The 25,723-nt window shown below is 55.7% G+C and carries 22 protein-coding genes and 4 pseudogenes; 12 read left to right on the top strand and 14 right to left on the bottom strand.

The genetic code is table 11. The features are described 5' to 3' along the window. Positions 1-13 precede the first annotated feature (13 nt). Positions 14-835 (top strand): SWIM zinc finger family protein, encoded by an 822-nt coding sequence (locus EO776_RS18225; protein WP_094494865.1) that lies wholly within the window; start codon positions 14-16, stop codon positions 833-835. A gap of 45 nt (positions 836-880) precedes the next feature. On the opposite strand, the gene EO776_RS18230 is transcribed toward EO776_RS18225, so the two are convergent. Genes EO776_RS18230 through EO776_RS19155 form a run of 3 tightly spaced genes read right to left on the bottom strand, consistent with a single transcriptional unit; the run spans position 881 to position 2,259 of the window. After that, complete coding sequence (locus EO776_RS18230; RefSeq protein WP_049933183.1) at positions 881-1,432, bottom strand: DUF7342 family protein; 552 nt, start codon at positions 1,430-1,432, stop codon at positions 881-883. A gap of 11 nt (positions 1,433-1,443) precedes the next feature. Next, positions 1,444-1,941, bottom strand: a complete 498-nt coding sequence (locus tag EO776_RS18235) for a type II toxin-antitoxin system VapC family toxin (RefSeq protein ID WP_241898005.1) — start codon at positions 1,939-1,941, stop codon at positions 1,444-1,446. A 6-nt stretch (positions 1,942-1,947) separates the two neighbouring features. Beyond that, positions 1,948-2,259: a hypothetical protein gene (locus EO776_RS19155; protein WP_049933181.1), complete on the bottom strand. Its 312-nt coding sequence runs from the start codon at positions 2,257-2,259 to the stop codon at positions 1,948-1,950. Between the two features lie 147 nt (positions 2,260-2,406). On the opposite strand from EO776_RS19155, the pseudogene EO776_RS19525 reads away from it, so the two are divergent. Continuing rightward, positions 2,407-2,757, top strand: a pseudogene (locus EO776_RS19525) (hypothetical protein); the annotation flags it as partial. Positions 2,758-2,833: 76 nt separating this feature from the next. On the opposite strand, the gene EO776_RS18250 reads toward EO776_RS19525, so the two are convergent. Further along, the gene (locus tag EO776_RS18250) at positions 2,834-3,118 is read right to left on the bottom strand and encodes a FeoC-like transcriptional regulator (RefSeq protein ID WP_129452670.1); all 285 of its coding nucleotides are present in this window, start codon (positions 3,116-3,118) and stop codon (positions 2,834-2,836) included. A gap of 407 nt (positions 3,119-3,525) precedes the next feature. Between EO776_RS18250 and EO776_RS18255 the strand changes: the two genes are divergently transcribed. The 4 genes and pseudogenes from EO776_RS18255 to EO776_RS18270 all read left to right on the top strand — a co-directional run bounded on the left by EO776_RS18255 (position 3,526) and on the right by EO776_RS18270 (position 8,347). Then, positions 3,526-4,230 carry a rhodanese-like domain-containing protein gene (locus EO776_RS18255; RefSeq protein ID WP_186279065.1) on the top strand — a complete coding sequence of 235 codons (705 nt, stop codon included), beginning with the start codon at positions 3,526-3,528 and terminating at the stop codon, positions 4,228-4,230. Positions 4,231-4,297: 67 nt separating this feature from the next. Then, positions 4,298-5,224, top strand: a complete 927-nt coding sequence (locus tag EO776_RS18260; RefSeq protein WP_094520235.1) for a hypothetical protein — start codon at positions 4,298-4,300, stop codon at positions 5,222-5,224. Then, complete coding sequence (locus EO776_RS18265; RefSeq protein ID WP_129452671.1) at positions 5,221-6,057, top strand: nucleotidyltransferase; 837 nt, start codon at positions 5,221-5,223, stop codon at positions 6,055-6,057. The genes EO776_RS18260 and EO776_RS18265 overlap by 4 nt, the downstream gene beginning before the upstream one ends. Positions 6,058-7,369: 1,312 nt before the next feature. Continuing rightward, positions 7,370-8,347, top strand: a pseudogene (locus EO776_RS18270) (IS1595 family transposase). 220 nt (positions 8,348-8,567) lie between these two features. Here the strand turns inward: EO776_RS18270 and EO776_RS18275 are convergent. From EO776_RS18275 to EO776_RS18285, 3 genes are all read right to left on the bottom strand, one after another. Continuing rightward, positions 8,568-8,768: a hypothetical protein gene (locus EO776_RS18275; RefSeq protein ID WP_129452672.1), complete on the bottom strand. Its 201-nt coding sequence runs from the start codon at positions 8,766-8,768 to the stop codon at positions 8,568-8,570. 410 nt (positions 8,769-9,178) lie between these two features. Then, the gene (locus EO776_RS18280; protein ID WP_246041529.1) at positions 9,179-9,841 is read right to left on the bottom strand and encodes a CPBP family intramembrane glutamic endopeptidase; all 663 of its coding nucleotides are present in this window, start codon (positions 9,839-9,841) and stop codon (positions 9,179-9,181) included. Positions 9,842-10,265: 424 nt separating this feature from the next. After that, the gene (locus EO776_RS18285; RefSeq protein WP_129452673.1) at positions 10,266-11,399 is read right to left on the bottom strand and encodes a serine hydrolase domain-containing protein; all 1,134 of its coding nucleotides are present in this window, start codon (positions 11,397-11,399) and stop codon (positions 10,266-10,268) included. An 87-nt stretch (positions 11,400-11,486) separates the two neighbouring features. Here EO776_RS18285 and EO776_RS18290 point away from each other — a divergent pair, with 87 nt between their 5' ends. Beyond that, a complete protein-coding gene (locus tag EO776_RS18290; RefSeq protein WP_129452674.1) occupies positions 11,487-11,879 on the top strand; it encodes a 5'-nucleotidase C-terminal domain-containing protein in 393 nt (130 codons plus the stop codon). Between the two features lie 162 nt (positions 11,880-12,041). Here EO776_RS18290 and EO776_RS18295 read toward each other — a convergent pair whose 3' ends face one another. Then, positions 12,042-12,728 carry a ribonuclease H-like domain-containing protein gene (locus EO776_RS18295; protein WP_179235173.1) on the bottom strand — a complete coding sequence of 229 codons (687 nt, stop codon included), beginning with the start codon at positions 12,726-12,728 and terminating at the stop codon, positions 12,042-12,044. 297 nt (positions 12,729-13,025) lie between these two features. Between EO776_RS18295 and EO776_RS18300 the strand changes: the two genes are divergently transcribed. Next, positions 13,026-13,310: a type II toxin-antitoxin system HicB family antitoxin gene (locus EO776_RS18300; protein WP_094553194.1), complete on the top strand. Its 285-nt coding sequence runs from the start codon at positions 13,026-13,028 to the stop codon at positions 13,308-13,310. Positions 13,311-13,314: 4 nt separating this feature from the next. Continuing rightward, positions 13,315-13,569: a type II toxin-antitoxin system HicA family toxin gene (locus EO776_RS18305; RefSeq protein ID WP_094582410.1), complete on the top strand. Its 255-nt coding sequence runs from the start codon at positions 13,315-13,317 to the stop codon at positions 13,567-13,569. Positions 13,570-13,736: 167 nt separating this feature from the next. On the opposite strand, the pseudogene EO776_RS18310 reads toward EO776_RS18305, so the two are convergent. After that, positions 13,737-14,039: pseudogene (locus EO776_RS18310) on the bottom strand (hypothetical protein); the annotation flags it as partial. A gap of 567 nt (positions 14,040-14,606) precedes the next feature. On the opposite strand from EO776_RS18310, the pseudogene EO776_RS19880 reads away from it, so the two are divergent. After that, positions 14,607-14,783, top strand: a pseudogene (locus tag EO776_RS19880) (ATP-binding protein); the annotation flags it as partial. 64 nt (positions 14,784-14,847) lie between these two features. Here the strand turns inward: EO776_RS19880 and EO776_RS18320 are convergent. Further along, positions 14,848-16,086 (bottom strand): RNA-guided endonuclease InsQ/TnpB family protein, encoded by a 1,239-nt coding sequence (locus EO776_RS18320; protein WP_129452675.1) that lies wholly within the window; start codon positions 16,084-16,086, stop codon positions 14,848-14,850. Next, positions 16,083-16,472, bottom strand: coding sequence for an IS200/IS605 family transposase (gene tnpA, locus EO776_RS18325; RefSeq protein ID WP_129452676.1), 390 nt, complete (start codon positions 16,470-16,472; stop codon positions 16,083-16,085). Before tnpA ends, EO776_RS18320 begins: the two co-directional genes overlap by 4 nt. A 173-nt stretch (positions 16,473-16,645) precedes the next feature. On the opposite strand from tnpA, the gene EO776_RS18330 reads away from it, so the two are divergent. Next, a complete protein-coding gene (locus EO776_RS18330) occupies positions 16,646-18,070 on the top strand; it encodes an IS4 family transposase (RefSeq protein ID WP_094580467.1) in 1,425 nt (474 codons plus the stop codon). Positions 18,071-18,744: 674 nt separating this feature from the next. Here EO776_RS18330 and EO776_RS18335 read toward each other — a convergent pair. Beyond that, the gene (locus EO776_RS18335; RefSeq protein WP_129452677.1) at positions 18,745-19,743 is read right to left on the bottom strand and encodes a hypothetical protein; all 999 of its coding nucleotides are present in this window, start codon (positions 19,741-19,743) and stop codon (positions 18,745-18,747) included. 277 nt (positions 19,744-20,020) lie between these two features. Between EO776_RS18335 and EO776_RS18340 the strand changes: the two genes are divergently transcribed. Then, positions 20,021-21,898 carry a right-handed parallel beta-helix repeat-containing protein gene (locus EO776_RS18340; protein WP_129452678.1) on the top strand — a complete coding sequence of 626 codons (1,878 nt, stop codon included), beginning with the start codon at positions 20,021-20,023 and terminating at the stop codon, positions 21,896-21,898. Positions 21,899-22,047: 149 nt separating this feature from the next. On the opposite strand, the gene EO776_RS18345 is transcribed toward EO776_RS18340, so the two are convergent. After that, the gene (locus EO776_RS18345; protein WP_129452679.1) at positions 22,048-22,674 is read right to left on the bottom strand and encodes a restriction endonuclease; all 627 of its coding nucleotides are present in this window, start codon (positions 22,672-22,674) and stop codon (positions 22,048-22,050) included. After that, positions 22,667-25,621 carry a plasmid replication protein RepH gene (locus EO776_RS18350; RefSeq protein WP_186279067.1) on the bottom strand — a complete coding sequence of 985 codons (2,955 nt, stop codon included), beginning with the start codon at positions 25,619-25,621 and terminating at the stop codon, positions 22,667-22,669. Before EO776_RS18350 ends, EO776_RS18345 begins: the two co-directional genes overlap by 8 nt. Positions 25,622-25,723 lie beyond the last annotated feature (102 nt).

The following is a 25,723-nucleotide window of genomic DNA, read 5'->3' on the forward strand; positions in this document are numbered from 1 at the left end:
ATCGGCCACGCATATGGATGTAACCGAGGACACGGTTCGAGACATCTGTACCGACGCAGTCTTCGAACGCGGCGAACGATATCTTGCTGAGGGCCGTATCCACGAAATACACCGCGTCGACAGCACCGTTACCGCCGTCGTGAGCGGCAGCCGTCAGTACGATGTCCGTGTTGACCTCGCCGCAGACGGGTTTGCCCCGTGGTGCGACTGTCCGTACGACAGGCCGGGAGCGTGCAAGCACGTCGTCGCCGTGTTGCTCCGGTGTGTCGACGACCCACCGGCAGACGACGGCGATCGACTCGATGCCGCACTCGACAGTGCCGACGACGATGAACTCCGCGCGTTCCTGCGTGACGAACTTGCGACCAATACGGATCTCCGCGAACGGTTTCTCGCCGGCGTTGGCGAGCCGACGAGCCAGTCGGTCGGTGAGCTTCGTGCCTCGATCGATCGGCGGTTCCACGAGACGAACCCTGAGTACCACGTCGTCTTCGAGCCGATCGACTTCACGCAGTGGTTCGAGCTCGCGAACGAGTACCGCGAGCAGGAGCGGCACGCGTCAGCGGCGACCGTCTACCGGGCACTCGTCGAGTCCCTCGACGACAACATGGAGCGCGTCGACGGCGCGTACGACCACTTCTCGCGTGCGTTCAGTCAGGCACTCGACGGGTATGTTGACTGTGTCGCGACCGCGAACCGCGACGCTGATGCGGTCACTGACGCCGTTGCGTTCCTTGAGGAGCGGGTGACGGCGGGAACGCCGGTCCCCGCGGACCACTTTGAGAAGGCAGCAGTCGAGCTTCGAGCGAAGCTGGGCGAGCAGGCCGAGGAATAGCTGGGTCGCCCTCGATGACGCCCACACGTTCGACGACCGCGAAAATTAGTTTGTGTCGCGGTCAGTCGCGTCGATCATCTGTTCGCGAGCGGCTTCGACATCCGAGTAGAGCGCCAACGCATGCTTGATGAGTCGGCGGTCTTCCAGATTCTCCTCCCAGCGCGTAATCACGTCACGGCGTTCCTGAAGCTCGGCACTTGCGAGATCGCCATCAGCAAGCGACTGTTCGAGCTCCTCCCAGGTCTCAACTTCGTAAGTCGCCTGCCACTGCTCGATTTCCTCGGTGATCGCGGCCAATTCGTTGCGTAGCTCCTCGCGGGTGTTTTCCTCGATGAGCGTGTGGATCTCCTCGAAGAGCAGGCGCGTGTAGTCCGGCTGGTAGCGCGTCGTCTCACCGGCCTCGACGCGGCGCAGCTGGCCCTCGTCGACGAGATCCTGGAGTTCCTCGTTGGTCGTGCTCCAGGCGGCGTCGGCCTGCTCGCTGATCCAGTTAACTGAGCGGGGTTCGCGAAGCGACTCAGCGACCGCTCGAATGCGGTCGCGGGCGCTCATCGACTCAGTCCACGATTGGACCCCATCTCGCGGGGATTCGGTCATGGTTGGCACCTCTAGTCCTGATTACGATACGGAAGCGTTGTCACGTCGAACGCATCGTAGTGTCGGTCGTACGTAAGGATATGGTCGACCTCTAAGGCCTCCATATGGGCTGCAACAGTGAAATCGGTGAGTGACGCATCCAGATCCGTCCACTCGACGAACGTTGTTTTAGCATCATCGAAAACGTCCTCGGAAACGGATTCGAACTGATACAGCGTGCTCTCATCCAGTGTCGTCAGGAACGACGCGGCGTTCCGCATCGACGCTTGCTTTTTCAACCGGGTTGCGGCCTCGTCGACGATGTGATCGTTGACGATGAGACGACGATAGGGGAGATCACCGTCGCGGACGAACGCCATGAACGCTCGCGAGACGGCGTGCATCTGGTCCTGAGGGTTGAACAATGCGTACAGGAATTTCGGCCCGACGACAACCTCGTGGCGGACATGTCCTGGACGAAAATGTTCGGTTGTGACCGTGCCGATCGGGGTGTCGACTGGTTCAGCCATTTACGGTCAGGATTGCGCGGACGGGTCGTCGGCGAGCGTGAACGATTCGTCGCTGCCGTGCCACTCGTCGACGAGATCGTCTTCCTCGCGAGCGTCAGTCGCTGACGACGCTGGAAGGGACCCGTCATCAAGGTCGTCGAGAACGGTGAACGCCGGGTCGTTGGGATCGGCTTGCTGCTGGCGTTCGATCCACTCGAGAAGCGCCTCGTGACCGGCTTCTTTCAGCGAGAGGTCGTGTTCGCTTGCGAACTCCCGGAAGCGTTCGTATTCGTCCTCGTTCAGTTCAGTTTGAACGTGCTTGGTGTCGTTGCTGCTCATAGGATCCCAATTGCTACTCCCATCTGCGTTCTCATGAAGTATAAGATGTTCGCATATCTTAGATCATGAACCATGCTCAAGTAGCTGACGGAGCGGACTACTGGTCCTGGCGTTGAAATACGAACCCGGGACAAACCTCAACAATCGATGCGTGATCGCTATCTAGATTTCGAGGAACTACGGCCCACCGGCGAGGCATCCCACATCCCGGACACGATGCTGGACGACAGGTGTGAGGGTGCCCCCCGGCGGCAACGCGTCGCGACGACTACAGGTAGCTACCCTGATGTGCCGACGATAACCGACGGCGAGTGCCGGTCCTGTGGGGCGTCAGTCCCAGCCGGCCAGCTGAAATGCCGGTTCTGTCTCTCTAACCATCTCGGAAGTGGCGCCACTAACACGAACGAGGCAGCGTCGACGACGTGCCTCGGCATTATCTATCTGGTTGTCGAGTCGGCCACGTTCTACGGTGCCGTCGCGAAGGGCGGCGCCGCAGCGTTCGTTACCACCCTTGATCTGTGCGTTACCCGCTTTTGCGGTGGCGTACACTCGTATGGCGCGACAAGTCGACCAGTTAGGACTTGACAGCGACGCAGTCGTGCTCCGCAAGCAGTTCCCGACCACGCTGGGTCAGCAGATAGCTCATTGGATTCCCGTCGGCACCCATTCCACAGGCATCGGACATCGGACAGCCGCTACAGGCCGCCGACTCACAGTCGATCGCGCGGAGGTACCCCTCACGGACCATCGAGTCAAGTATCCCACGGATGGCATCTTCCCGCGTGTCCAACTGGGTGGCGATCGTCGAGACGGGTACGTTTCGTGCGACCATCGCGAGGACACGACGGTAGGTACTCACGACGCAACCACCTCACGAAGTCGGTCGATAACAGCGATTCCGTCAACGTGACGGATAGCGGGGAGCGTGAGCAGAACGGCGATGAGTGCTGGCGCGTACGGTGGCGCTAATGCGCCGAAAATTGCCCCTGGTGGAGCAATCCACGTCTCAGCGCCGCCCGGGATCGCTTCCAGTACCGCAGTCAAAAGCTGAGTTCCGGCCGTGATCCAGAGCATACCACTGGCGAGAACAACGGTCGCCCGCTCGCGTACACTGGGGACGTCGCCGCTCCGTCGGCCGCTCGGACCGACGGGAACGCGTGGGTACCGCTTGGTGGGCCGGCCAACCGGATGGGTCGGGTCGCCGCGAACGACATCGCCGGACGTGACGACCGCCTCGATCCGGTCTTGGACACCTCGATCGCGAAGGTGTTCGATCTCGACGTCGGTACCGTCGGTGACACGGCAGCGGCGCTCGACGAGGCGGGACAGGCGTACGAAGCAGTCTACACGAGTCAGCCAAACCACGCGGAGTACTACCCTAGGGCGTCGGAGATTGACTTCAAACTCCTGTTCGATCCCGACGACGGAACGCTCTTCGGTGCCCAAGCCATCGGCGAGAGCGGCGTCGATAAGCAAATCGACGTCCTCGCGACGGCCATCGCACACCGGGACACCGTGTTCGATATCCGCGATTACGATCTCGCGTACGCGCCGCCATACTCGGCCGCGAAAGACCCGGTTAACATGTTAGGAATGATCGGTGCGAACGTCGTCGAAGACATCGCCGACATCGTCCATCTCGATGAGTTTCTCGAACGGAAAGACGAGGCAACGGTCGTCGACACCCGCCCTCCGGAGATGCGGGAGGCCCAAGGACGGATCGACGGCGACGAGAACGTCCCGCTCGGCGAGCTCCGAGAGTGGGCCGCCGACGCCAATCCGGACGGGGAGGTGCTCACGTACTGTAAGATCGGGAAGAGCTCCTACATGGCAACCCGGGTACTGGCAGAGTACGGGATAACGGCTCGCAGCCTGACCGGCGGCTACTACCGCTACGAGTACGCGGCAACGGACGACAGCGAACGAGTCGAGTATGTTAGGCCAACACATATTTTTGACACTCAAAAGTAGGATATATTTTATTTTGTCTCAAAATAGCCCAGGTGCTTAAGTAGGTCATGGGCAAATATGAGACAACATGATATCTGAAATAGAATTGCGGATTCTCTCTACGCTCGACTCACCAAAGACCAGACAAGATCTAGGTGATGAATTGGATTACCTCGAATCAACGGTGTCGCGGGCACTCGGGAGCTTGGAACAGGTCGATCTTGTTTATAAGGAGAAAGCCGGGAATCAGATGATCGCCAAACCAGTAGATGCTCGATGCGTCGAGGTGTTTCAGTCACTTACAAAATCGAACCCACATGTTGATTTCCCTGACCTGCTGACTTCATCGATGTTGAACGTGGTGTACTATCTCAGTAGTGAGGAGCAGTGGACAGCCACCGAGCTCACTGAACACACCGGGCATGCGCGAGCCACGATTTATCGAAACCTTCGGACGCTAACCAACCGAGCAATGGCGACCAAAGAACACAGTGAATATAGACTCCGAGAGGAATTCGATGAGCTCCATCTGTTCGCGACCGAACTCCGCCACCACATCCATCGCGTCCGGATCAAACGTGACGTAGGCGCTGGAACAATCCTTTGGGAATCTCACAAGGAGTTTCTCATGCGGACAGACACTGATGTCGAAGACGAGAATTATCACCGAACCGGTCTCGATGCGTTTGCCGAGTACAGACTTCAGTTCTTTACAACATCCGAGCAGTACTATTTCTACTCAGAAGGTCGAGACTCGCTCGATCCCACAGACCTCATCTGCCATCTCCTTCTCATCGAAAACGATTCACGACACAGAAAGTACGTGCTCTTACTCATCGCCGAAACAGAGCTATCCGAGGAGTCTCTCAAAGAGGCAGCGACCTACTACGGAGTTGAAGACATCGTACTCCCGCTCGTAGAGTTCCTCCGCACAGAAGGGAGCGTTACGTCAGAGAGCACACCAGTGTGGGAAGAGTTTGAATCCCTTGCGTCCGAGTATGGGGTCGAAGTATGAGCCGTGAGCCGACGTTCGAGTCCTCCGCAATTCGACGGCAGTTCAGCGAACTTGCCAATCTCATTGACGACGATCTCACCGTGTATCTGATCGGCGGGGGAGCACTGACCTTAGAGGGGCTCAAGAACGCGACGAAGGACATCGATCTCATCGTTCGCGAAGAGTCGGAGCTGCGGCAACTGTGGAACGTACTCACCTCTGCGGGGTACAAACCGAAAGAAGACCTCGGCGAAGAGTACGACGAACTTGGGGCGGCATTCATTCTCGAAAAGGACCACCGTCGATTCGACGTCTTTCACGAGCAGGTGGCGGGTGTGATCTCACTGAGTGACTCGATGGTCTCACGCAGCCGGCACCTGTTCGAAGAAGACGGACTTTCCGTTCGGATGGTATCGCTGAACGACATCTTCCTGTTCAAAGCTGTCGCAAATCGCGAGGATGACGTCGAAGATATGGTACGTATCGCTCAGGCAGGGATTGAGGATGACGTGGTCGTCGAGGAGATCATGTCGCAGCTAGATCTGCTTGGGAGTGACGACTTCATCGGAGCAATGAAACAGAAACTGGAACGACTGGAAGACCGCGGACTCGTCTTCGATATTCACGTTGAAGTAAACGAACTCTACGATCGAAGCCAAGATGGATCAAAAGTCAGGAACGCCATTGTTTCGCTTCGTGAGCACGAGTACGATGACGATCTCTACACAGGTGTTCCGGAGTCCGCTCTTGAGCGACAACTTGGGGAGAAAACCACCACCTCAGGGGTCGAGTGGCTGCTGCGGATTAGCGATTTACATCGTGAATCGGATGGCTCGCTAGTGCTTGTGACGTAGTGTTAATCCTTGAGCCAGATGGGACGACTCACTCCATATCGACGTGGTCGGACATCAATTGTATCAGATATTATTGATTTCGGTGGGCTAGAATACAATAGCCTCTTGAGGGAACCGCTGAGAATCCAATATCCAAGTAGCGATGACTGGGTTGGACGAAAAGTTACAGCCCCCACGGAACCGGAGCCACTACGTGGATGTAGTGGTCATACTCGGCGTCGCTGGTGCGCTTATCGGCGTTCACGTATGGCTTCCAAACAGGCTACTATCGGAGTTCGTATTCACATACGGGGAGCCCAGTCTGGTGACCGCTTGGACGGCGGCTACGATTCACGATAGTACTGTACATCTTACCTCAAATTTTGTTTGGTACGGCGTCGTGATTGGGCCGGCCTACGCACTGTATACCAGTTGGGGTCGACGTCGACTGTTCTGGCTGCTGTACACGAGTCTCTTTGTCGCCACTCCGCTCAGTACGATCACTGTCGACTACTGGTTGCTGTATCAGCGATGGGGGCTTGTCGGTCCCGATTCGATTGCGTTCGGATTTTCCGGCGTTGTGAGCGCCTTCGGTGGCCTGCTGGTTGTCGGTCTCATTGGGGTCATCGCTGCGTGGTACTCGTGGTCAATCTCAATCGCCACAACGGTCGGATTCGTAGCGAGCGGCTTGTGTATCGCACTTGCTCAGTCACCACTGGTTGCGGTTCCGACCAGTGAAATCCTAACCGTCGGTATTGTGCTCGTGGTGGGACTCGGTTCGTTTTGGTGTGGTCGAGAGAGCGTTCTCTCCGTCGATGGCTGTCGGCTCATCAGGATGCGATTCTACTCTTTGGTGCGTGCGGGATCGTCATCACCGCGCTTGTGGCAGGGATATTCTCTGTTGAGACTGTTTCGAACGGTCGGTTTCCGAATGTAGTCGCACATGGTACTGGTTCTTGACTGGCGTCACTCTAGCAGCGACTGGGCAGATTCTTGCGTGAAGGGTATTCGCTCAACGTCGTGGTGCGATTCGTATCGTGGTGACGTTCGGCAGTGAGCTGTCGGTTCGATATCTCGCTCTTATGTAGAAACGCGGAAAGAGGTCGTTTGGTTGTGCCAGCTCCGAATTGAGTACGCTATCTCGGGTTCAAATCGCCGGACTACGGTGGGTGTTCAACATGTTAAATCGTCTTTCCGCAGCTCTACACAAGAGCGCGATGTCTTAACCAACATTGGGCGGACTACCGCTGCTGTGTTGGTTAATATTACTCGCTCTTATGTAGAAACGCGGAAAGCCCGTATAATTACACTCAGACAGTTCTAATCTGGCAATATGCCTTCTGCTCAACCAGCGTTTGGTGGGATGTTTCGGCAGTTGATCGAGCTCGGAGTTATCGAGATCAACACCGAGCCGCTCGATGCCCGCATCGAGCGGCGGCTCAAGCAGTTCTGGGAGAATACATCCTGTCCTCGCTGCGGTCACCAGAGCATTATGACGTGGGAGAAACACGACCGAGTTCGGTGTCGTAATTGCGAATTTAAGCCAGTATACACCCATGGAACGCCATTTCACGAGAAGCACCTCACCGCAGGAGAGGTGCTTCTCGCTTTCACCCTCTACGCAGATACGCTGCTGAGTATCAACCAAATTGCGCCGCTGCTCGGTCGCGCTTACAAAACCGTTCACACGGCGATTCGGGAGGCGGAAGCCGCGGTTCAGCGCGGCTTCCCCCTCACCTGGGAACTGTTTAACCAGACCATCGATGGACCGACACAGGTCGACGAATCTGGCAAAGTCTGTTCTGGCTACAAAGGTCAAGAGCCGCCGCGAAACAGCCGTTCTCGCGGCGGCTCGTCGCGCACTGGCCGATCACGCTGGCGAGGGCGTTACGGTGACCAACTGACGCTCGTCGCGGCGTGCCGCGACTCGCTTCGTGTGATTCGCGGACAGCGTGGGATCGACTACGAAGGCGATCTTGAGCCAGTGATTCAGGAAGCTGAAGACCTCTCCCAGCGGCTGGGAGAGGTCTGGACAGATGGACTCCAAGCGTACCGCGAGATGGATCGGGATCACCGAACGGTCGTCCATAAAGAGAGGTACGTATCGCCTGACGGAGTCCACATCAATCAGGCAGAATGCCTGTTTTCGCTTGTTCAACCGTGGCTGCGGAAGTTCCGCGGCCTGTCCAAGCAAGGCTTGTAACAGGCCGCTCATACATTCGGGATCATTAGATCGCTGAATCTCACAGGCGCATCCGTCGAAATCACCATCGACTGCCTCGTTATGGGGGCTTTCCGTAGTTCTACATAAGAGCGATATTACTCTTACGCTACCGCTGGGGAAACCGTATAGAGAACACCGAACATCATAAATGAGCTAGATATACAGAAGGTAGGAATGTCAACCCATCGAACTATTTGTGGGCCGTTCAATCGGAATAGGACGGAGAGGCTCTGTTGAAATCCTATTCTTTAGACACATTATCGACTGAAACAGCTGGTCGATGAAGGGTGCGTATTGATGGAATGTATCAGAACCAGTCGTCCTTTCTGAGATAGAACATCGTAATTCCAACAACGAGACCGTATAGCCCTCCCTGTATGACTGCACTGGTCAACTCGCCATTGAACAGTATAACTTGGGTAGCACTCACGACTACTATCCCGACAACAACGTTCGTGAAAACGAACAGCCACGGATTCTCCAAGTCGAAACGACGGACCTCATTCATACTTCAATTACTGACCTCAATAGTAAATGCGTTCCCTGTACTGAGCGATTCGTGAATCCCCTGTACTGACCGCGACTGGGTCAAAATATATCACTCGCTGAGGATTTCAACAGAGCCGACGGAGACTTTTCGCCACGGCAGTTCTGTGGAACTCCTCGGGCCGTGACAGGAAGTCTATGCGAGATACAGAGGATGTAGTCAGCACGGAAACTATGTTATTTTCTCTCTGAACCCTGAACTAGCCGATAGAACGTACCTGCGTGTCGAACACCGACGGCTCTGCCATTTCAGAGAAATGTCTCGTCAGCCGTGCGAGATACAAAGCGCATACGCAGCACGTCGCACACTAAGAATTGAGGCTCTCCCATTCGGTCAGCACCGGCCAGGCGTGTACTCACAGCAAAAACACTCTAAAAGGAAGTGAATATGAGCCAGTAGCCTGCGTGCGCCATAATCGGCACGACCAAGTTATTCGTCCGTTCGTAGCCAGCGGCCAGAAGGACACCGAAGATGCTCGTGAGCAGTAGTGACCCGAGCCCACCCGAGAGGAACAGATGCATCCCGCCGAACAGGAACCCGCCGACCAGCACCCGACCAAGCGACCCGAGCGCCGGTTCAAGTACATCGTGGACCACCCCTCGGTAGAGGGCTTCTTCCATGGGTGCCATGATGACAAACATGACCACTAGCCCTGGAACGATAATCTCTGGATGGTCGAAGAATACACGCCACTTCGCCGTCGTGTCACCGTGTGCGCTATGACTCAGGCCGATCAGGGGGAGTATCGGCGTCACCGCTCGTACCGCCAGCTCGTACCCGATTACTCCGAGGCCAATCCACGCGACTCCCTCGAATGAGGGCACCTGGATCCGCTCCAGCGGGTTGTAGTCGTCACGCCACCAGATATAACAGGCAGCGACGAGTCCGAACCCCGGTTGGACTATATAATTATTTAATAGCTCTCCAAGCAGTGTCCACTCAGCTTCGACGGTGCCGAACAGTGGATCGATAACGACGATTGACGCGAATGCGGCCATAACACCCAGTGCTGTAAGTGCCGCGGCACCGCCCACACTCCGAGACACCTCCCGCACTCCTATATCCGGCCTAGAGACATCGCTCTGAGTTTCCATGTGGGTTCTCAAAAGACGTTAGCTAATAGTACAGAAGGCCGTGTTTCCGGCTGTGAAAACCTCTCCTGCTCTGAATGCCGACTCATTCAGATCGGTGTGTAACCAACGGGTGGCCGACTGCTGACCTCGATCTCTGTATCTTACACGCCGCTACTGACATATTGTGGAAAGATCGGTGTCCGAGATCGGTACGTGAGCCCCCTGTATTGAGCGATCATCAATCTCTGTAGATCGGCCCACACGTCATGTAAGATTCGCGCCCTGTATTCAGCAAGACTGCCAAACCATATCACCACACTAGGAGATTCAACGAGCTCAGATCGCCTGGGATATCCTATCAAGGAAAGTCAAATCCTGCGAGACCTCACTCATAGAGCGCTAATCGGACAGCATCGGACATTCCACTGATGCGAGCGGCGTGCTCCCATGATTCCTCGCGGATGCCATTGGTGACGTATGCGAAGCCAACGTTGAGTTCCGGATCCCCCCAGCCGAAGATACTCCCGAGCCCGGCATGGCCGAACATCCGCTCGCGGCTGAAGGATCCGAACATGTCATTCGCCAGTCCGCCAGTCCAAAATCCGAGCCCATACCGGGCCGGTCGAGAGAGTGTACCGTCTGCGTCTGTTTCAGCGTAGGTTCGGGTCGCTTCGGCCACAGTCTCCGCATCGAGCAGGCGCGTCCCATCGAACTCGCCGCCATTGGCCATACACGCGTAAAATCGGGCCATCTCTCGGGCGGTGCTAATACCGTTTGCCGCTGGGATCACTGCCCGTCGAACGGCTTCATTGTTGAACGCGTCCGCCGATTCGGATGCTGGGATCCCTAACCCCTCACCGGGATCACGACAGCGGTCGTACATCTCGAATCCTGATAAGGTAGCGACGTCGTCGTCTTCGTCTGGACCAAGCCCGATCGACGAGTGGTCCATTCCGAGCGGATCGAATACGTGGTCAGCGACATACTCATCGACGTGCTGGCCGGAAATCCGGTGGATGAGTTCGCCGACAATCCAGCCGTAATTGAACGTGTGATATGCGGGTTGGTCGCCCGGTTCGAATACTGGTTCGATGTCTTCCATGGCTTGGACGACTGCGTCCCAGTCACCCCATTTCTCGGGCTGGTCGTCGAAGTCGCCGTATGGGATCCCGGCAGTGTGGCTAAGCACCTGTCGGATGGTGATCTCAGCTTTTTGTGTCCTGCTATCAGCAAACTCTGGCCAGTGTTCGATGACTTGGTCATCGTAGGCGGCTTCACCTTGCTCGATGAGTTGATGAAGGCCAACGCCCGCGTATGGTTTGGTACACGAGAAGATGAGATGCCGAGTGTCTGTAGTTGTTTCAGCGCCATCCGGGCCAGTGGTTCCGCCGGCAAAATCTACAACGAGGTCTCCATCAACGTATACGGCGAGTTGGGCACCGTGGTGAAGACCAACGTCGAGATGCCGGTCGAATTCAGCTCGGAGCTGCTCTCGATCCTTATTGGAGAGTGTTGTCATACTACACAATTCAAAAGTACGGTAAATAAAACCTAGTCAGAACCCGCCTGTTCGTCATACTCCTCTGATTCGGCTGCCACCAGTCATATCCTCCCGTTCGGGAACACGACGATTGAATTAGAGGTGAGTGGGCAGACGATTCATGATGCTCTCGGAAACGGTGTGAGCGAAGTTGAGAGCCTTGAAGGTCGGTTCCCGCAGGTCAGTGGGATGGAATTTGCGTGGGATCTTGCTGGTGACCCAGGTGACCGGATTGACTCGGCCGATGTTGCTGTCGGTGGTGACCCCCTAAACCTAGAGGCAACCTACACACTCGGCACGAACAATTTCATGGCTGATGGCGGTGACGGATACAGCATGTTGCCGGATGCGACGCGGACTGGCGCCGGTAATACGACGATCTCGCAGTTGGTGATCGACCGAATCCAAGCGCAGTCGCCGATCGCTCCGGAGACGGATGGCCGGATTACACGGCTGTAACTTGCCGTCTTATTTCTAAGATATTTCTCTAAGATGCTTATCTAAGATCCAGTAGTCAGCAAGCAGTCGATGCTATCACTTCCTGTATTGACCACATGGACCCTCTGATGTCTCAGAACAGCGGATCAATATATGGTGAAACGATCATCCTCTAAATGGCTCTCAGGACAGCTCCGTGGTGAATTCTCTCGGCACATCAAGTGTGACCGGGTCAAAGGAAACGCCCTGATCGGCGTAGTAGAGCGCAATGTTGGCCTCAAGATCGGTTTTCAGGTAGTGGTTGAGGACCTCACGATACTGCTTAATCGCTCGCTCGTCACCAGTTGCGACGATGTCGAGAAATGCTGGCCCAAACTCGTCGCCGAAGCGGGAATTATCGAGTGGGGCGCCGTTCCAGATCGTCTTCGGGATCGGATACCCGTAGCTGTTGAGACAGTCTTCAAGCGAGGGCCACTTTTCGCCTGCGTCACACGCTGCCTTTCGGTCAGTGAAGAGGTCGATATGCTGGCCCGATGTCTGGAGGGCTGGTGGTGACGGCGCCGAATCGAAGCGGGCGCATCGCTTAGCGAGAAAATCCATATCGAAATCGATCCCGTTGTAGCTCACGAGCACGTCCCCGTCGAGCTCGTCGATATAGCTGAATGCCGTCGTGACGAGGTCCTGCTCGTCCGATATCCCGTGATTGCTGCGGGCGAATGTCTCGTACTGAGCGGTACTTCCTGGAGTTCCAGACTCGTGCTGACCGACCCCGATTGCGACTGTTTCACCATTGTTTGGTTTCCAGTGTGTCGTTTCAATATCGAACGTAACGATGCGGTCGTAGTCGTTGAATTCCTTGTCAAGCTTCATGGCCTCTGACATCCCTCCGTTCTCATTTCAATCTTCGGTGAAAATCCGATTTTTATGATGGCCCTGTGTGATTCGAATCGCAGTACGTAGCGACTATACTGACATCGCACTGCTGGCCATATCAATTGTGTTGATGTGATACATAGATGGAATAACAACGGAGGTTCCGATTAGTGGATTTATTAAAATCCCAGCGGGCGAGATGTTCCCAAAGACGTGCTGAATCCAGAGCGCGAATACAGCACGGAGTCTACTATACACACCAGATTTATTCGACTCCCAAGCCTCCCCGGTGATATGAGCACAGACACCGACGACCCCGGTGACGAGGAGCCTACACTACCGGTCAATATTTCACTGTCGGTTGGCGAGAGCGGCGATATGTGGGTTGCTCGTGACGAAGACACCGGTATCACGTCACAAGGAAAGACCCGGGAGGCAGCGCTCGAAAACCTCGACGAGGCCGTCGCCGGCTATCACGGTGCTGGAGAGTCGCCGAGTGATGAGGAGCTCCGTGCGATGGGGATTGACCCGAAACAGAACACCTCTGGGTCGCTGGACGAGTCTGACGTGTTCCAGTGACTGTATGGCACACGGCACGTTTTCGGGCAAAGAGGTCGTGAAGGTGATGGTGAACAGCGGTATCTACGAGTGGGTCCGAACGAACGGTGACCACGCGATTCTCCGCTGGGAACCGCCCGCAGACCACGATTCGGACGCGCGTACTGTTCCGGTCCCGCTACACGACGAGGTCGATATGGGGACGTTGCGGGGCATCGCCGAGCAGGCCGGCGCAAAAGATTTCGACGAATTCTGTGCGTGGATCGAGCGTAACAGCTAGCTCATCCCGATTTTATGTGATGTAGTGATGACTGGTTGCTGAACAAACATTTGTATCTCGTCCACCGACCTTGTCACTTCTCAAGGACTACCACAGAGCCGGATTGGTGGTCGATGGTGGGCGACATCGCCGGTGGATCACCTGATATACTTTCTGACGGGGGGGTCTTACCGTCCGAGCAATCGGGTTAGGAACCCACTGGAGCCGTTTTCTTCTTTGGTGGTCTCCTCATTGGTGGATTCGGAATCACCACCTTCCATCTCGGCTGCTGTCTCGTCGCTCAGCAACTCTTCAACTGAGAATCCGACCCACTCCGCAAACTCCTCAGGAGCACCAATATACACGCTCGTCGCTGATTTCTCAGACATGAACCGCTTTGGAAGCCGTTTTTCGTAGTCGTACACCTCGTACCCCTCCCGATCGAAATTCGCCGTAATGGCTCCCGGTTCAGATTCGAAGGTGACGCGACCACATGTGAATAAAAACTGTGCTAAGGGCGGTGGAAGTAGTCTGGACCAAAGGGATCAACGCCTGTCCGGTGCCAGTGCGAGTGAACCGGCATAAGATCTGGCGCAGCATGTTGTGATTGGGCGGGTAATTCGGTTGAAACGGACTGTGGAGGCAGCCAGTAGCGGCCAACGCTAACCATGGCTCTGGCGAGGATCTGAGAGACCCCTTCGGGAGACAAGCCCTCTCATCAAAGCATTGTGGGAGACTCGCTCTTGTGTAGAGCTGCGGAAAGACGATTTAACATGTTGAACACCCACCGTAGTCCGGCGATTTGAACCCGAGATAGCGTACTCAATTCGGAGCTGGCACAACCAAACGACCTCTTTCCGCGTTTCTACATAAGAGCGGGGAGACTTAACCAACACAGCATCAATTAGTCGACGTTGTGTTGGTTAAGAGTGAATCGGTCGTCTCGAATTGGGTGCGTCTACCGTGCGAAAAAGTAGAAATCTAGATTTCCGAAATCGCGATTTCCAAAATTGTGGTTTCTATTTGGATAGAGCTGTATCGGGTGTATGGAATAATTCGTGGATCGGGATGTCGAACGTGATTAACTTACGGACTGCTACGAGTCCGAGACCGCAGACTTTGTCGTCATCTACGGCCGTCGGCTCTTCGGCAAAAGGGAACTCATCCGCCAGTACATCGCGGATCGGCAAAACGCTGTATATTACCAAGTTGAGTCCACGGCACAGATTGACCTCCTCCCGCGCCTGAAGACGCGGGAATCCCACCACGGGATTTCAGGCCGAGTGTAGCCCTCTGGTTTCAAGACGCATACGTCCCAAGCGTCTCTTGCTGGGTTTCAGCATCGGCTTGGGTGTCTTGTGGGGCGGTCAAACGCCCCCCATCCTCAGCCGAGTCATCGCCATCCGTGTCTTCTCTTGAATGGCTCTCTCCACTGAGGTAGCGGTCCGCGATGTTAATCGCGCCGTTCACGTCCGCTTGGTACTCGCCCATCCAGCAAGCGTCGTTCGTACACGTGAACGTCGCCTGCTTCGGACGATACCCCACCTCACCGCACGCGTGGCACTCCCGCGACGTGTTACGTGGATTCACAGTCTCGACAGGGATCCCCTTCTCGACGGCCTTGTACCGTATCTGCGCGTGGAGTTTGGCGAATCCCCATCCGTGGAGACGCCGGTTCATGTACTCGCCGTAGTCCATTGACTCCCGCATGTACGTCAGGTCTTCCAGGACAAGAACGGGATTCTCGACAGACTCGGCGTACTCCACGACTTCGCGGGTGACGCGGTGGAACAGGTCGTCTATCTGGTTCCACACGTCCTCCCCGAACGACTCGGGGATATGCTCGCTTCCGCGCGTCTGGAGTCGGCGCGTGGCGGTGAAATAGGTCTTGCGGAGCTGACGAACGGTCTTGCCTTCGTCGGCCCACAGTTTGGGCGCGGTCGGGGACCCGTGATCGTCGCGGTGACACACCGTGACGAGTGACGCTTCCCCGATGTCTACCCCGATAGCCGTCCGTTCGTCAGCGGACGCCTCGGAGCGTTCCTCCACGTTGCGGGTGGCGGTTACGTGGAGATACCACGTCCCATCCCGCTCGAACAGCCGACTCTCGCCCATCGTGGCGTCTCCCGCGTTCAACGCTTCCAGCCAACCCCGTTGTTCGGGATTCGGTTGTGCGGGTATCCAGAGGTGGTAGTCCTCGTGGTGCGGGATTTTGACGTACCACTCGATTGCGTTCTCGGGCTTATGATCGAGCCGTAGCCCCTCGTTGGTGAAGCGTACAGGGTGGTTGTCGTGGAGTTCATCCGCGTTGTAGGTCGTCGTGAGTTGTGGGACGTACTTTTTAAGCGCGTTCTTCGCGTACCCGCTCAGGTCGTAGTTGACCACCACATCGTTCGCCTCGGTCTGCGTGGTACATCGGGCGTCGAAGGCGTCTTGGAGGGCGTGCTGGTAGGCTTCTCGCGTCTCTCGGAGTTTTCGCCGCTTGTGGGCGTTCGGGTCTACAAGTTTGAGTTCCAGCGTCTTCGTGAGCTCGGTCACGAATCGCCCTCCTTGTGTTGCTGGATGTAGTCCTCGACAGTCTCACTCGAAACGTGCCCGGCGGTCCCTGCGTAGTAGCCTCGCGCCCATCCAATTTTTTCGCCGTCGTGGTCGGCGTATCGGTGGTTGTACTTGCGCGAGGAGATACCCTTGAACCAGTTGGCGAGGAGTGCCGGTTCGTTCTTAGGCGGACTACTGACGAACAGGTGAACGTGATCGGGCTGAACGGTGAGGTCAAGAATTTCGACGCCTTTGCTGTCGGCTATTTCGTGGAGGATGGTTTTCACACGGTCAGCGACCTCGCCTGTGAGTACCGAGTTGCGGTACTTCGGCAACCATACTATGTGGTAGTTGAGGTTGTAAGTCGCGTGCCGTGTAGTCTTCATCCGTGTTGTACACTATAGTCCGTCGGCGTCTTAATACTACTGATAGAACGGTGTGAAATCCAGCCGTAGCGTCGTCGGCGGGTGTGTCAGCTATTGTCCGCTTGACCCCCGCCTAAAGACCTGTCTCTTACCCACAAATTCTATTCCCGTAGCTGAGAAGTTGAGGCTGGGAGATGGGACGAGATCAGCGGAGTTGGCGACCTGATCTGAACGATGACGGGGAGTTGTGTGACATGGATGTATCAGGTTGGATTCGGACGGAGTTTCGGGCAGCGGAGTTCGGAGACAAGCGTCTTACCGATCGATTGGTCCAACTCGGGGATGAACTCGGCAGTTCACCTGCCGAGTCCATCCCGGCTTCCTGCGAGGACTGGGCGTCCACAAAGGCTACATACCGATTTTGCGATAATGAGAGTGTGGAACCGACCGAGATTCTCTCTGCTCACAAGCAGTCACAGCGATCACGGGTGAGTGGCGGAGACGAGCTGTTGGTCGTCTCCGACACGACGTATCTCACCTTTCCTCGCCACCCAGCCAAGGACGGTCTTGGAGATATTAGTTCCTCAGATATCGACGTAGAAGGCGTCAAATTACACACTTCCGTTGGTATTCGCCCAGACACGCAGCAGATGACTGGGGTCATCGACCAGCAGGTGCTGGTCGAGGACCAACAGGCGGGCAACACTTACAGCACAAACGGCAAAGACGACCCAATTCTCCTTGAGAACGAGCATGAAAAGTGGTTGCGTGGGGATAGGGAAGCCGCCAAGTGGCTTCCCGAAGACGTGCGTCCGATTTTTGTCCATGACCGAGGTGGGGACGCATTCTCGTTGTACGAGGAACTGAGCAAGGAGAGTGCTAACGCTGGTTTCGTTGTTCGAGCCAATCAAAATCGACGAGTCTTGACAGAAGGTGGTGAAGGTGGGAAACTCTTCGATTGGAGTAGCGACCTCGCAGAACGAGGTCGCAACTCCATTGAGATTCAACAAGGCGGTGGACGAGAAGCCAGAACAGCCGAAGTCTCAATCACTGCAGGAACCTGTGAGTTGCGCGCACCGCGAAATAATCCGGATCAAGAAGGGTCCGTCGAAGTGAATGTGGTGAGAGTGGATGAAGTCACTGAGGCTGGCGATCCGATTCAGTGGGTGTTACTCACCACTGAATCGGTCGAAACGTTCGACGATATTCTAGCCGTTATCGAGTACTACGGCCTTCGCTGGCGGATCGAAGACTGGCACAAGGTGCTGAAGAGCGGTTGTAAAATCGAAGAGCGGCAACTGCAAACGTGGGAGCGTATGGAAGTGTTGTTGAGCGTGTACTCAGTGATTGCCTGGAAGGTCTTGGAGTTACGAGAGCTAGCCCGTGGAGAGGGTTCAGTTGCTCCAGAGATCTTGTTAAGCGAGGCCGAACGCGCAGTTCTGGAAACGAAATTTCCAGAACTGAGCGGTCAAAGCGGGAAAGCCTACGCGGTACATGTGGCGAAGCTTGGCGGATATTTAGACCGCGGTTCAGATCCCCCTCCAGGCTGGGAGACGATGTGGAAAGGGCTTCAGAAGCTCCGCATGTGGGCAGAAGGCTACGAACTGGGTGCTGAATGAGCGCCAAGCCGCTCATTCAGCGAGACTCTCGTCAATCCAGCTTCTGTTCAGGGTCACAGACCGTCCAGCCTCTGAAAGTCGTGAGTCAGCATCAATAATGATTCCTTCCTGACCAATCCACTCATATCAGAGCGAATTTGGTTGATTTTTCTCAGCAGCGCTGAGTTATGGGTAAGAGACAGGCCTAAAGACGGGGGTATGCGCTCGTATCTTTATCAACTCAAATAGGTCGTCGAAGCTGCCACAGCACAATTGCCCCCGTTACAGAACGTCCACCGTTACTGGGAAGCGAGTCTTGAAATACTCGGTGAAGAAAACGCGATTGTGGTACTTGATGAGTTCCCGTTCAATATTAACCATCTACTTCAATACCAGAATCTACGCCTGAGAATAGTTTGGACGCGAATGATGTCCGGTTACACTGCGTTACCTCCAGGTAGTCCGGAACATCAAAAATGGTTAGTCAGGCCTCCTCAGTAGACATTTATAACTCAGCAGTATCGCATATGTATTTTTACTCATCTGTTCGATCCTCTGAATACAATCGTTCGCGGAGAAGTTTCTGTTGCGGACCTCACTCAGTGAAGGGTCGTCAAAACTACCGAAGCGTACAGCTTTGAAATGCTCGATTAGCAAGACACCCCTTTGTCAATAATATGCTACATAAGAGTATCTTACAATTTCAAATTCGACTCATCGAACGGTATCTGTTCGGAAGAGAAGATACCGTCCTCTGAGTTCTTTTTCACCATAACATGCACCAATCCGAACTCGCTACCAACTTCTGTTTCCCTGGGATTAGTTCGATTCTCATTCGACCCTCCGTCCGTGGCGATGTCACTACCAGATTGTAATGTATTCTTGGTTTGACTTAGATCAAATACTTTTGAGCTGGAGAAGATATCTTGATAGAATTCTCCAATCCTGTCAGTAGAATCAAATGAATCACCATACCGCCCTCTAATAAGCATCTTGAGATACCCAGTCAATAATTGGACGCTGGACAGATGATCTCCCGTACGCTTATAATGATAATCCCTCGTTCTGTTTTCGGAATATGATATATAATCTGGTGCCATACCAGAAGTCGAGTGAAAGAAGGGAAGCAAGAAATCGCTCACAAAACTGTACGTGGAAAACGACTGGTTCGTTGGGGATATCTCATACCATTCGGATAGATTTGGCTTTACTGGATAGAAAATTGGAATTTCCTCTAATAAATAGTACTGATACGGATTATGATCCCACTGTCTTTGTGTCTTGTATTTATCATCATATGTATACTTAGTTTGTGACAGCATACTACGCCGCCCCACTACTTTATTATTATCTACATAAGTAACGATTAAAAGTAGATCAGCAAGCTCACATCCCTCAAATCTATTTTTGCCTGGCCACCAGAATTTGACCCGAGGTGTCTTATGAAATGACTTAGTGCTGATACCTATTTTAAGATTTGAATCCTTATCTTCTCCAGATGCTCCGTCCAAGTCTGGAACAAATTTAGATATAAATTGGATTTCCCCGCCCTTTTTCCCCTTTGGAGATTTGGATTTTGGAGGAAAGTTGGCATACCCAGATTTATCTCGAAATACATTGAGATCGGAGTCTAGGTCCTTGATCAATTTATCGGTTATTCTGAACGGAGCAAGGGACCCCCTACTTCCTGTCATTAGGATATAATACCCTAGGGGAGAAAATTAATTCTTACTCACAGGATTATGGGTGGCGACTCAGGAATACGGTCCACTCACGAATAATCACCGTTTAGGGTGTTTCAACCGGTTTTAAAAAAATAACTTGGAAGGAGCTAGTTTAGCTAAGCTACAAGAGGGGCCTCCACCAACAATCTCCTACACAAGAGCGGAATGTAGTCGTGGCTTTTGAGATATTATCATCAACAAAAGTTCTGAGGGTAGTCTTTTCAATTACCACGGCGATACGAATTCTATGCGTCGTTTGGAATCTCTCCGACGCCGTGCCGTATTGGGGGGTACCGCTGCTGCTCTCACCGGCTTAGCCGGCTGTAACTCAAACACCAATGACTCGGAGTCGGCAGAGCCGTCTCCATCATCACCTGATCAGAACAAAACGGAAGACACCACGACGCAACCTGAAAAGACGGTGTTCGATGGGGGAGACCTTTCTGACTTTCTTGACGCTGTGGAGAAGGCAGCAGCGACGACTTCCGGCCAGCTTGAGATCGAATCCGGAACCTACCGCTTCGAACCGTTTGAACAAGAATCAGCTCCCGGTGGATACCATCTCTTTGCCTATGACACACGGGGCGTTAGCATCGAGGGCAACGATGCGACGTTTGTCTTTACTGAGCCTACGGTGGGGGGACTTCGGTTTGAGTTTGGCCGCAATATAGAGATCCGAAATCTTGAGATCGACTATGACCCGCTCCCGTTCACTCAGGGAGAGATCACCGCTTACGACGAGGCTTCACGGACAGTTGAGGTGAAAATTGATGAGGGGTATCCGTCGCTTGACCATTCAATGTTCACTGCGGCACAGCGCGTTTGGGCGAGTATTCATCTGTCTGACGGCTCGCTTATATCGGGATATCAGGCAGAAAATCCGCTCTTTTTTTCGGCGACACGGGTTGGTGAGCGGCGATTCGAATTACAGCTTGATGAAGAAAGTCCTCTGGCGGGTCTTCAGACTGGGCGCCGACTCACGATTGTCGCCCGAAACAACCAATCCGCCTTCCGCTTCCACGACATCGACCAACTAACGCTCGAGAACGTGACTGTTCGAGCCACAAATGGTGCGGCGTTTGGTGTCGGAGGGTGTGCTGACCCAGTCGTTCGCAACTGTACAGCCGCCCCACCAGAAGACACAGATCGTCATATTGGTCCCGTTGCGGACGGCTTCCGTGTGATCGGCTGTACCAGCTCCGCACGTGTCGAAGAGTGCCGAACTGAGTCTATCTTGGATGACGCTTTTGTCGTCCAGCGAAACAGGAGTCCGGTTCTTGAGTTCCTCGATGACCGAACGGTTGATGTTTCAGACTGGTCCGTTCATGCGAAACCTGGAGACACCTTTGATGTGCTGTCGCCGACGGGCGTCCAGAAAGGGACACTCCCACCCGTGGCAGATCTCACGGCTAAGTTCTCCACGCCGATGCCACGTGAGAAAGCGGAGACGATCACGTTCGAGGAACCCATCCGAGATCGTGTTGAGGTAGGCGATACAATCGGCAATCGACAAATGGCAAGCCAGAATTTCGTCGTCCGGAACAACACCTCTCGAAACAACCGTGGGAAGAGCATCCGTATTGCCACGGGTCATGGTGTTGTTGAGAATAATGACTTCGAGGGTGCGTCACACAATACTGTTGAGTTGGAATCCGACACGGCCGGGTTCTTCATTCCAAACGGCCCAGTGGAAGATGTGGAAATTCGCAACAACACGCTTGAACGGTCGGGTCTCGCTTGGTATGCCGACACCCATCCGGCTGCGATCCGGCTTCACCACCGGCCGCGTCAGGAACTCGAAACTGAGGGCCAGCCACATCGAAACGTGACTCTCGAAGACAACACCATAGAGGGCTGTGCGTCTGTTGGCATCAGTCTCCAAGACGCGCAGGGGGTCGACGTTGATGGGAATACCTTGGGTGACCTCAACCGGCTCCAATACGCAAATGGTGGATACGGATTCCACCTGCAAAATATTCAGGGCGTAACGCTCCGCCAGAACCAGGTTCAGGGAACAAGTGAAACGCTTCGTGGCTTCGGGACTAAGCGAGAAGCGAGCGATATCACGCTCACTGAAAACACTGTGACTATCGACGGAAACACCGCGGATGGGTCACTTGAGTGACTAGCTGAAGATACTTTCCGCAAACGATCTCTTCAGCACGGTCGTACTCAGTTTCTATCGGTTTTGAAGTTTTAATCAGACAATCTTGCGCTATATGCGAAAATATCAACTCTAAGTGTGGTTGATCTCGGATCGATTCTTACATGCTCTTACTCTCTTGGATCGTACTCGCTTGCGTCCCACTCACGACTAGCGATCTTCTCGTTGATTGTGTCAAGATCGTCTTCGGTCATCGTCTCAGGATCACGCAGGGGGATACACCAGTCCAACTGTTTCCCGAAGGCAATTGCCTCTCGTCGGCGAGAGAGCATCCCAAGCTTGAGTTCAGCGAGCGTCCGCCGGAACATGTTTCGCACCTGCATGTGACGCTTTTTCCGATTCCTGTACGGACGGATCTCCCCATCAAAGCCTGGCGCTAAGGCCCAGTAATCGATGTCATGATCACTGTACGTGTATGACCGGTAGTTCAGTATCTGTGCAAATCCTTCGGCGATGTGACGCGTCGTGTAGTTACGTGTCCGCTTAACCTCGATTGCGACACAGCCGACGGCTGGGTGTTCCGCAACAATATCAACGCGACCCCTTCGTTCGTCGTCTAACACTTCCGTGTCTACGTTCCAGTCGTGTGCTTTGAGGAGCGAGATGATGTGTTGTTTGAACTCCTGTTCTCGTTCGTATTCCACTGCGGTGAGATGGGGCACCCCATTGATCATATCTGATTCGTCGATCTCTGCGTCTTCCCATACTGGGCCCTCGCGGTTGTGTCTTCTAATCATTGGTTGCGTGGTGTGTAGCTGCTTGTGTGGCAATTTCGCGAGCGATGCTTCTCGCACCGGATTTGGTAGGACCGCCCTCTATGATCGCGGTGGCCGGTGTGCTCAGGGCATCGAGGCTGGTAAGTCGATACCTACCCGCCACCGCGTGTGGTTCTCGGTGTAATCTTCTCTGCTGGCCTATGGGTCGCCAAAGGGCTCTCCTGCGGCGGTGGTTCCCGCACTCTCGGTGTGTGAGTGGCCCCGACGTGAGCGTGGTTTGGACCCCTACGCTCCGATTACTGGTCAATAGCGGCTGCTCTCCCAGAGCGTTGATCGTGGCCGTCGACGCGACGCTGGGATGGCCTACTGCCGAAGGATTGCTGAAGGTTTGTCGGGGTGCGTGTGGCTCTGTCGGGTTTCCGCACCCGAGCGCTTGGGTTACAGCATCCCACTTGCGGTGGCCAGCTACCGTTGTCGGCCGGATACGAGGAAGTTCGCTGACGGTTCCAATACGACGGTCGTAGCTACTCGCCGAGATGCCGGCGCGCTTGATGAGCTCTTGGCGGCCAATTGGTTCTACCGCCTGTAGCAGCGCCGCATAGAGCTTTGTCGCCGTTGGTGGGAGGTCTGGGCGGAACCGACTGCTTGGAAGCGTTGTCGCCGCCTTGAGCACTGCTGGCTTCCACTCCTGCCCCGGATCGTCGAGTGCCCGAATCAGACAGGTGACCGCGTCGTACGGGCTCGCTCGATGCGGGACATCCCGACCGAACGAACAGAGACAGAACCGTGTGAGTTCGCGCCGTTCACGCGACGTCCACCCAGTGTCGTACTCCGCTGCGAGCTCGTCGACGATCTCCCGGATCGACGCGTATGTCGTACCGTCGCGAACGGGCACAGAGAGTGACGGCGCCTGCTCGTCACCGGTCACGATCGCTTCTCGAAGCGTGTCGAGTTCGTCGCGAAGCGCCTCGGTGATGGCTGTCTGGAGTGTAGTCGCCGTCGGCCCCGCAATGACCCACGACGCTGTTAGCTCCATTGAGGCGCCTGTCTCGACGTCGTACGGGAGTCGACGCTTCAGCTTCCCGGGCCGTGTCTCGAACAACATCCGGTAGCCGGCGTGGATCCCATACACCGACTGTTTCGGCACCGTGTACCGGATGAAGTCACAGAGGTCGGCTCGCTTGCGTTCGTTTTGAACGAATGGCTCAGTGTCTGGAAGTCGGACTGTCAGTGTCAGATCGACGCCAGCAGCGTGGTACAGCTGGGTGGCCGTCGCGACCAATCCGTGGAGGTCTTCGAACAACTCTCCACGGGCGGCACTGTCGGTGCTGTCGGAAAGCGCACTGAGGCGGGCGAGATGTGTGTCGCGGACCGTCTCGATCCGATCACGCCACACTGCGTACACCTCCTCGTCTTCGCTGAACCACCCGACTTGTTGCCCACGACGCAGTGTTCGGCCGGGTGAGGCGGTAATCTCGCCGGTGCCACCGTGAATGTTCGCGAACGTCTCGCCAAGCCGCGACGGGGTGAGGATCTCCGACAGCGCCGTCTCACTGAGTAAGACGCCCGCGAGACGTCCCAGGGTGGCAAGCGGACCGCCCCACTGGACGATCGCGAGACACTCCTCATCGTGGTGGCTGAGGTAACTCACCCGACCGTCGTCGAACGGTTCAACCGGGTCGTCGACGAGCATGACCGCCCCCCGCTCCGCTGGGACGGTGAATCGCTGGTGGATCGACGCCGCATCGTGGGTGTCGATCTCCTTGACGTATCCCTCGTCGGCGTCGCCAGTCGACGCGAGCCACGATTCGACCGTTGTTGGTGTGGCCCCCGAGGCCTCCCGCGGGGGCGACACTGTACTTGCTGATTCGTGAGTGGTCGCGGTAAGACTGTGTTCCAACTGGGTCTGATCCGGATGCTGGATCTCACAATCGGCCGTGAGACACTCGCTGACAGCCGTCTCGCCGAGCTCGGTGAGTGTGACTGTGTTGTGTTCCCGACGCCGGTCGATCGCGACCAGCCCTCGCGACTCCAAGTCGAGAACGTACCGACCGATGGTCCCGCGCTCAATGTCAAGGCCGGGATCCTCTGTGAGGTTTGCGTACGTGCGGCCAGTGTCGGCGCGTAACGCGGCGAGCAACCGGCGTTTCCCGGGTGCGGACGCGAGTCCAGTGAGCGCCTCCCATACCGACTCTGTGGTGCCGGTTGGGCCGAGTGGCTCATCAGAACTGTGGTGTCCCTGGTTGGGGGACCGATCCCGGCTATCAGTAAGACCGAGATGGATCGCACTCCACTGCGGGTAACGACGAGCGAGCTCCTGCTGGAGTGCCGGCGAGGCGACGACCCGGACGTCGAACCCGTCCGCAAGGACGGCGATTGCCGCGAGTGCGCGGACGCCGGTCCGACGGTCTGTAAGTTCGGCCCACGCTGGGCCATCAAGCACCAACGTGAGCGCTCGTGGGGTCGGATCGAGTTCCCGATGAAGCGCGACCGGGCCCTTCACGAGCGCTCCAAGGCCGGCGTTGACTGCGCCGCGGCCGGTGCCAACTGACTCGACGGTCTCGCTCAGCGACTTGTGACGCCGCTCGCGGTACCGCGAGGTGGTGGCTGCGTCGCTGTCGGCAAGCGCAAGGTCGGTGATCGCTTGCGTGTACGCGACCGCCTCCGCGGTCGCGTCGTCCCACGTGTCCTCTAGGGAGTGCCACTTAGGGAGTGTCTTGTCGAGTATCGACGCACTCGCCCGCCACGCGTCGGTGTGACTCGTCTGGCCTTGGACTGCCTCGATGCTTGCCTCACGAAGCTGTTCGAGGACGGTCGGAACCCACTCGGTCAGCCGTGGCGAGACGTTCGCGCAGTGGATGCCGCGGGTATCGTATCGCGTGGTTGGACCCACAAGATGAACGCCCCGCTCGTGGCCCTGGCCGGCGGGCTGAAGGCGCCCGCTGTGGGCCTGATTGTCGCCCGGCATCACTCGGCTGGCTCCCAACAGTTGACCACCGCGACAAGCCGCCGGAGTAGCTGCCGGATGTACTGACGAACCGTCCGCGAGCCCGGATCGGCATCGCGGGCC

Source organism: Halorubrum ezzemoulense (assembly GCF_004126515.1).
GTDB lineage: Archaea > Halobacteriota > Halobacteria > Halobacteriales > Haloferacaceae > Halorubrum > Halorubrum ezzemoulense.

What these genes read in the sequence shown, in the direction of transcription:
- EO776_RS18225 (WP_094494865.1), top strand. Translation starts at nt 14, where the DNA reads ATGGATGTAACCGAGGACACGGTTCGAGACATCTGTACCGACGCAGTC.
- EO776_RS18230 (WP_049933183.1), bottom strand. Translation starts at nt 1,432, where the DNA reads ATGACCGAATCCCCGCGAGATGGGGTCCAATCGTGGACTGAGTCGATG.
- EO776_RS18235 (WP_241898005.1), bottom strand. Translation starts at nt 1,941, where the DNA reads ATGGCTGAACCAGTCGACACCCCGATCGGCACGGTCACAACCGAACAT.
- EO776_RS19155 (WP_049933181.1), bottom strand. Translation starts at nt 2,259, where the DNA reads ATGAGCAGCAACGACACCAAGCACGTTCAAACTGAACTGAACGAGGAC.
- EO776_RS18260 (WP_094520235.1), top strand. Translation starts at nt 4,298, where the DNA reads ATGATATCTGAAATAGAATTGCGGATTCTCTCTACGCTCGACTCACCA.
- EO776_RS18265 (WP_129452671.1), top strand. Translation starts at nt 5,221, where the DNA reads ATGAGCCGTGAGCCGACGTTCGAGTCCTCCGCAATTCGACGGCAGTTC.
- EO776_RS18275 (WP_129452672.1), bottom strand. Translation starts at nt 8,768, where the DNA reads ATGAATGAGGTCCGTCGTTTCGACTTGGAGAATCCGTGGCTGTTCGTT.
- EO776_RS18285 (WP_129452673.1), bottom strand. Translation starts at nt 11,399, where the DNA reads ATGACAACACTCTCCAATAAGGATCGAGAGCAGCTCCGAGCTGAATTC.
- EO776_RS18295 (WP_179235173.1), bottom strand. Translation starts at nt 12,728, where the DNA reads ATGAAGCTTGACAAGGAATTCAACGACTACGACCGCATCGTTACGTTC.
- EO776_RS18300 (WP_094553194.1), top strand. Translation starts at nt 13,026, where the DNA reads ATGAGCACAGACACCGACGACCCCGGTGACGAGGAGCCTACACTACCG.
- EO776_RS18305 (WP_094582410.1), top strand. Translation starts at nt 13,315, where the DNA reads ATGGCACACGGCACGTTTTCGGGCAAAGAGGTCGTGAAGGTGATGGTG.
- tnpA (WP_129452676.1), bottom strand. Translation starts at nt 16,472, where the DNA reads ATGAAGACTACACGGCACGCGACTTACAACCTCAACTACCACATAGTA.
- EO776_RS18330 (WP_094580467.1), top strand. Translation starts at nt 16,646, where the DNA reads ATGGGACGAGATCAGCGGAGTTGGCGACCTGATCTGAACGATGACGGG.
- EO776_RS18335 (WP_129452677.1), bottom strand. Translation starts at nt 19,743, where the DNA reads ATGACAGGAAGTAGGGGGTCCCTTGCTCCGTTCAGAATAACCGATAAA.
- EO776_RS18340 (WP_129452678.1), top strand. Translation starts at nt 20,021, where the DNA reads ATGCGTCGTTTGGAATCTCTCCGACGCCGTGCCGTATTGGGGGGTACC.
- EO776_RS18345 (WP_129452679.1), bottom strand. Translation starts at nt 22,674, where the DNA reads ATGATTAGAAGACACAACCGCGAGGGCCCAGTATGGGAAGACGCAGAG.
- EO776_RS18350 (WP_186279067.1), bottom strand. Translation starts at nt 25,621, where the DNA reads ATGCCGGGCGACAATCAGGCCCACAGCGGGCGCCTTCAGCCCGCCGGC.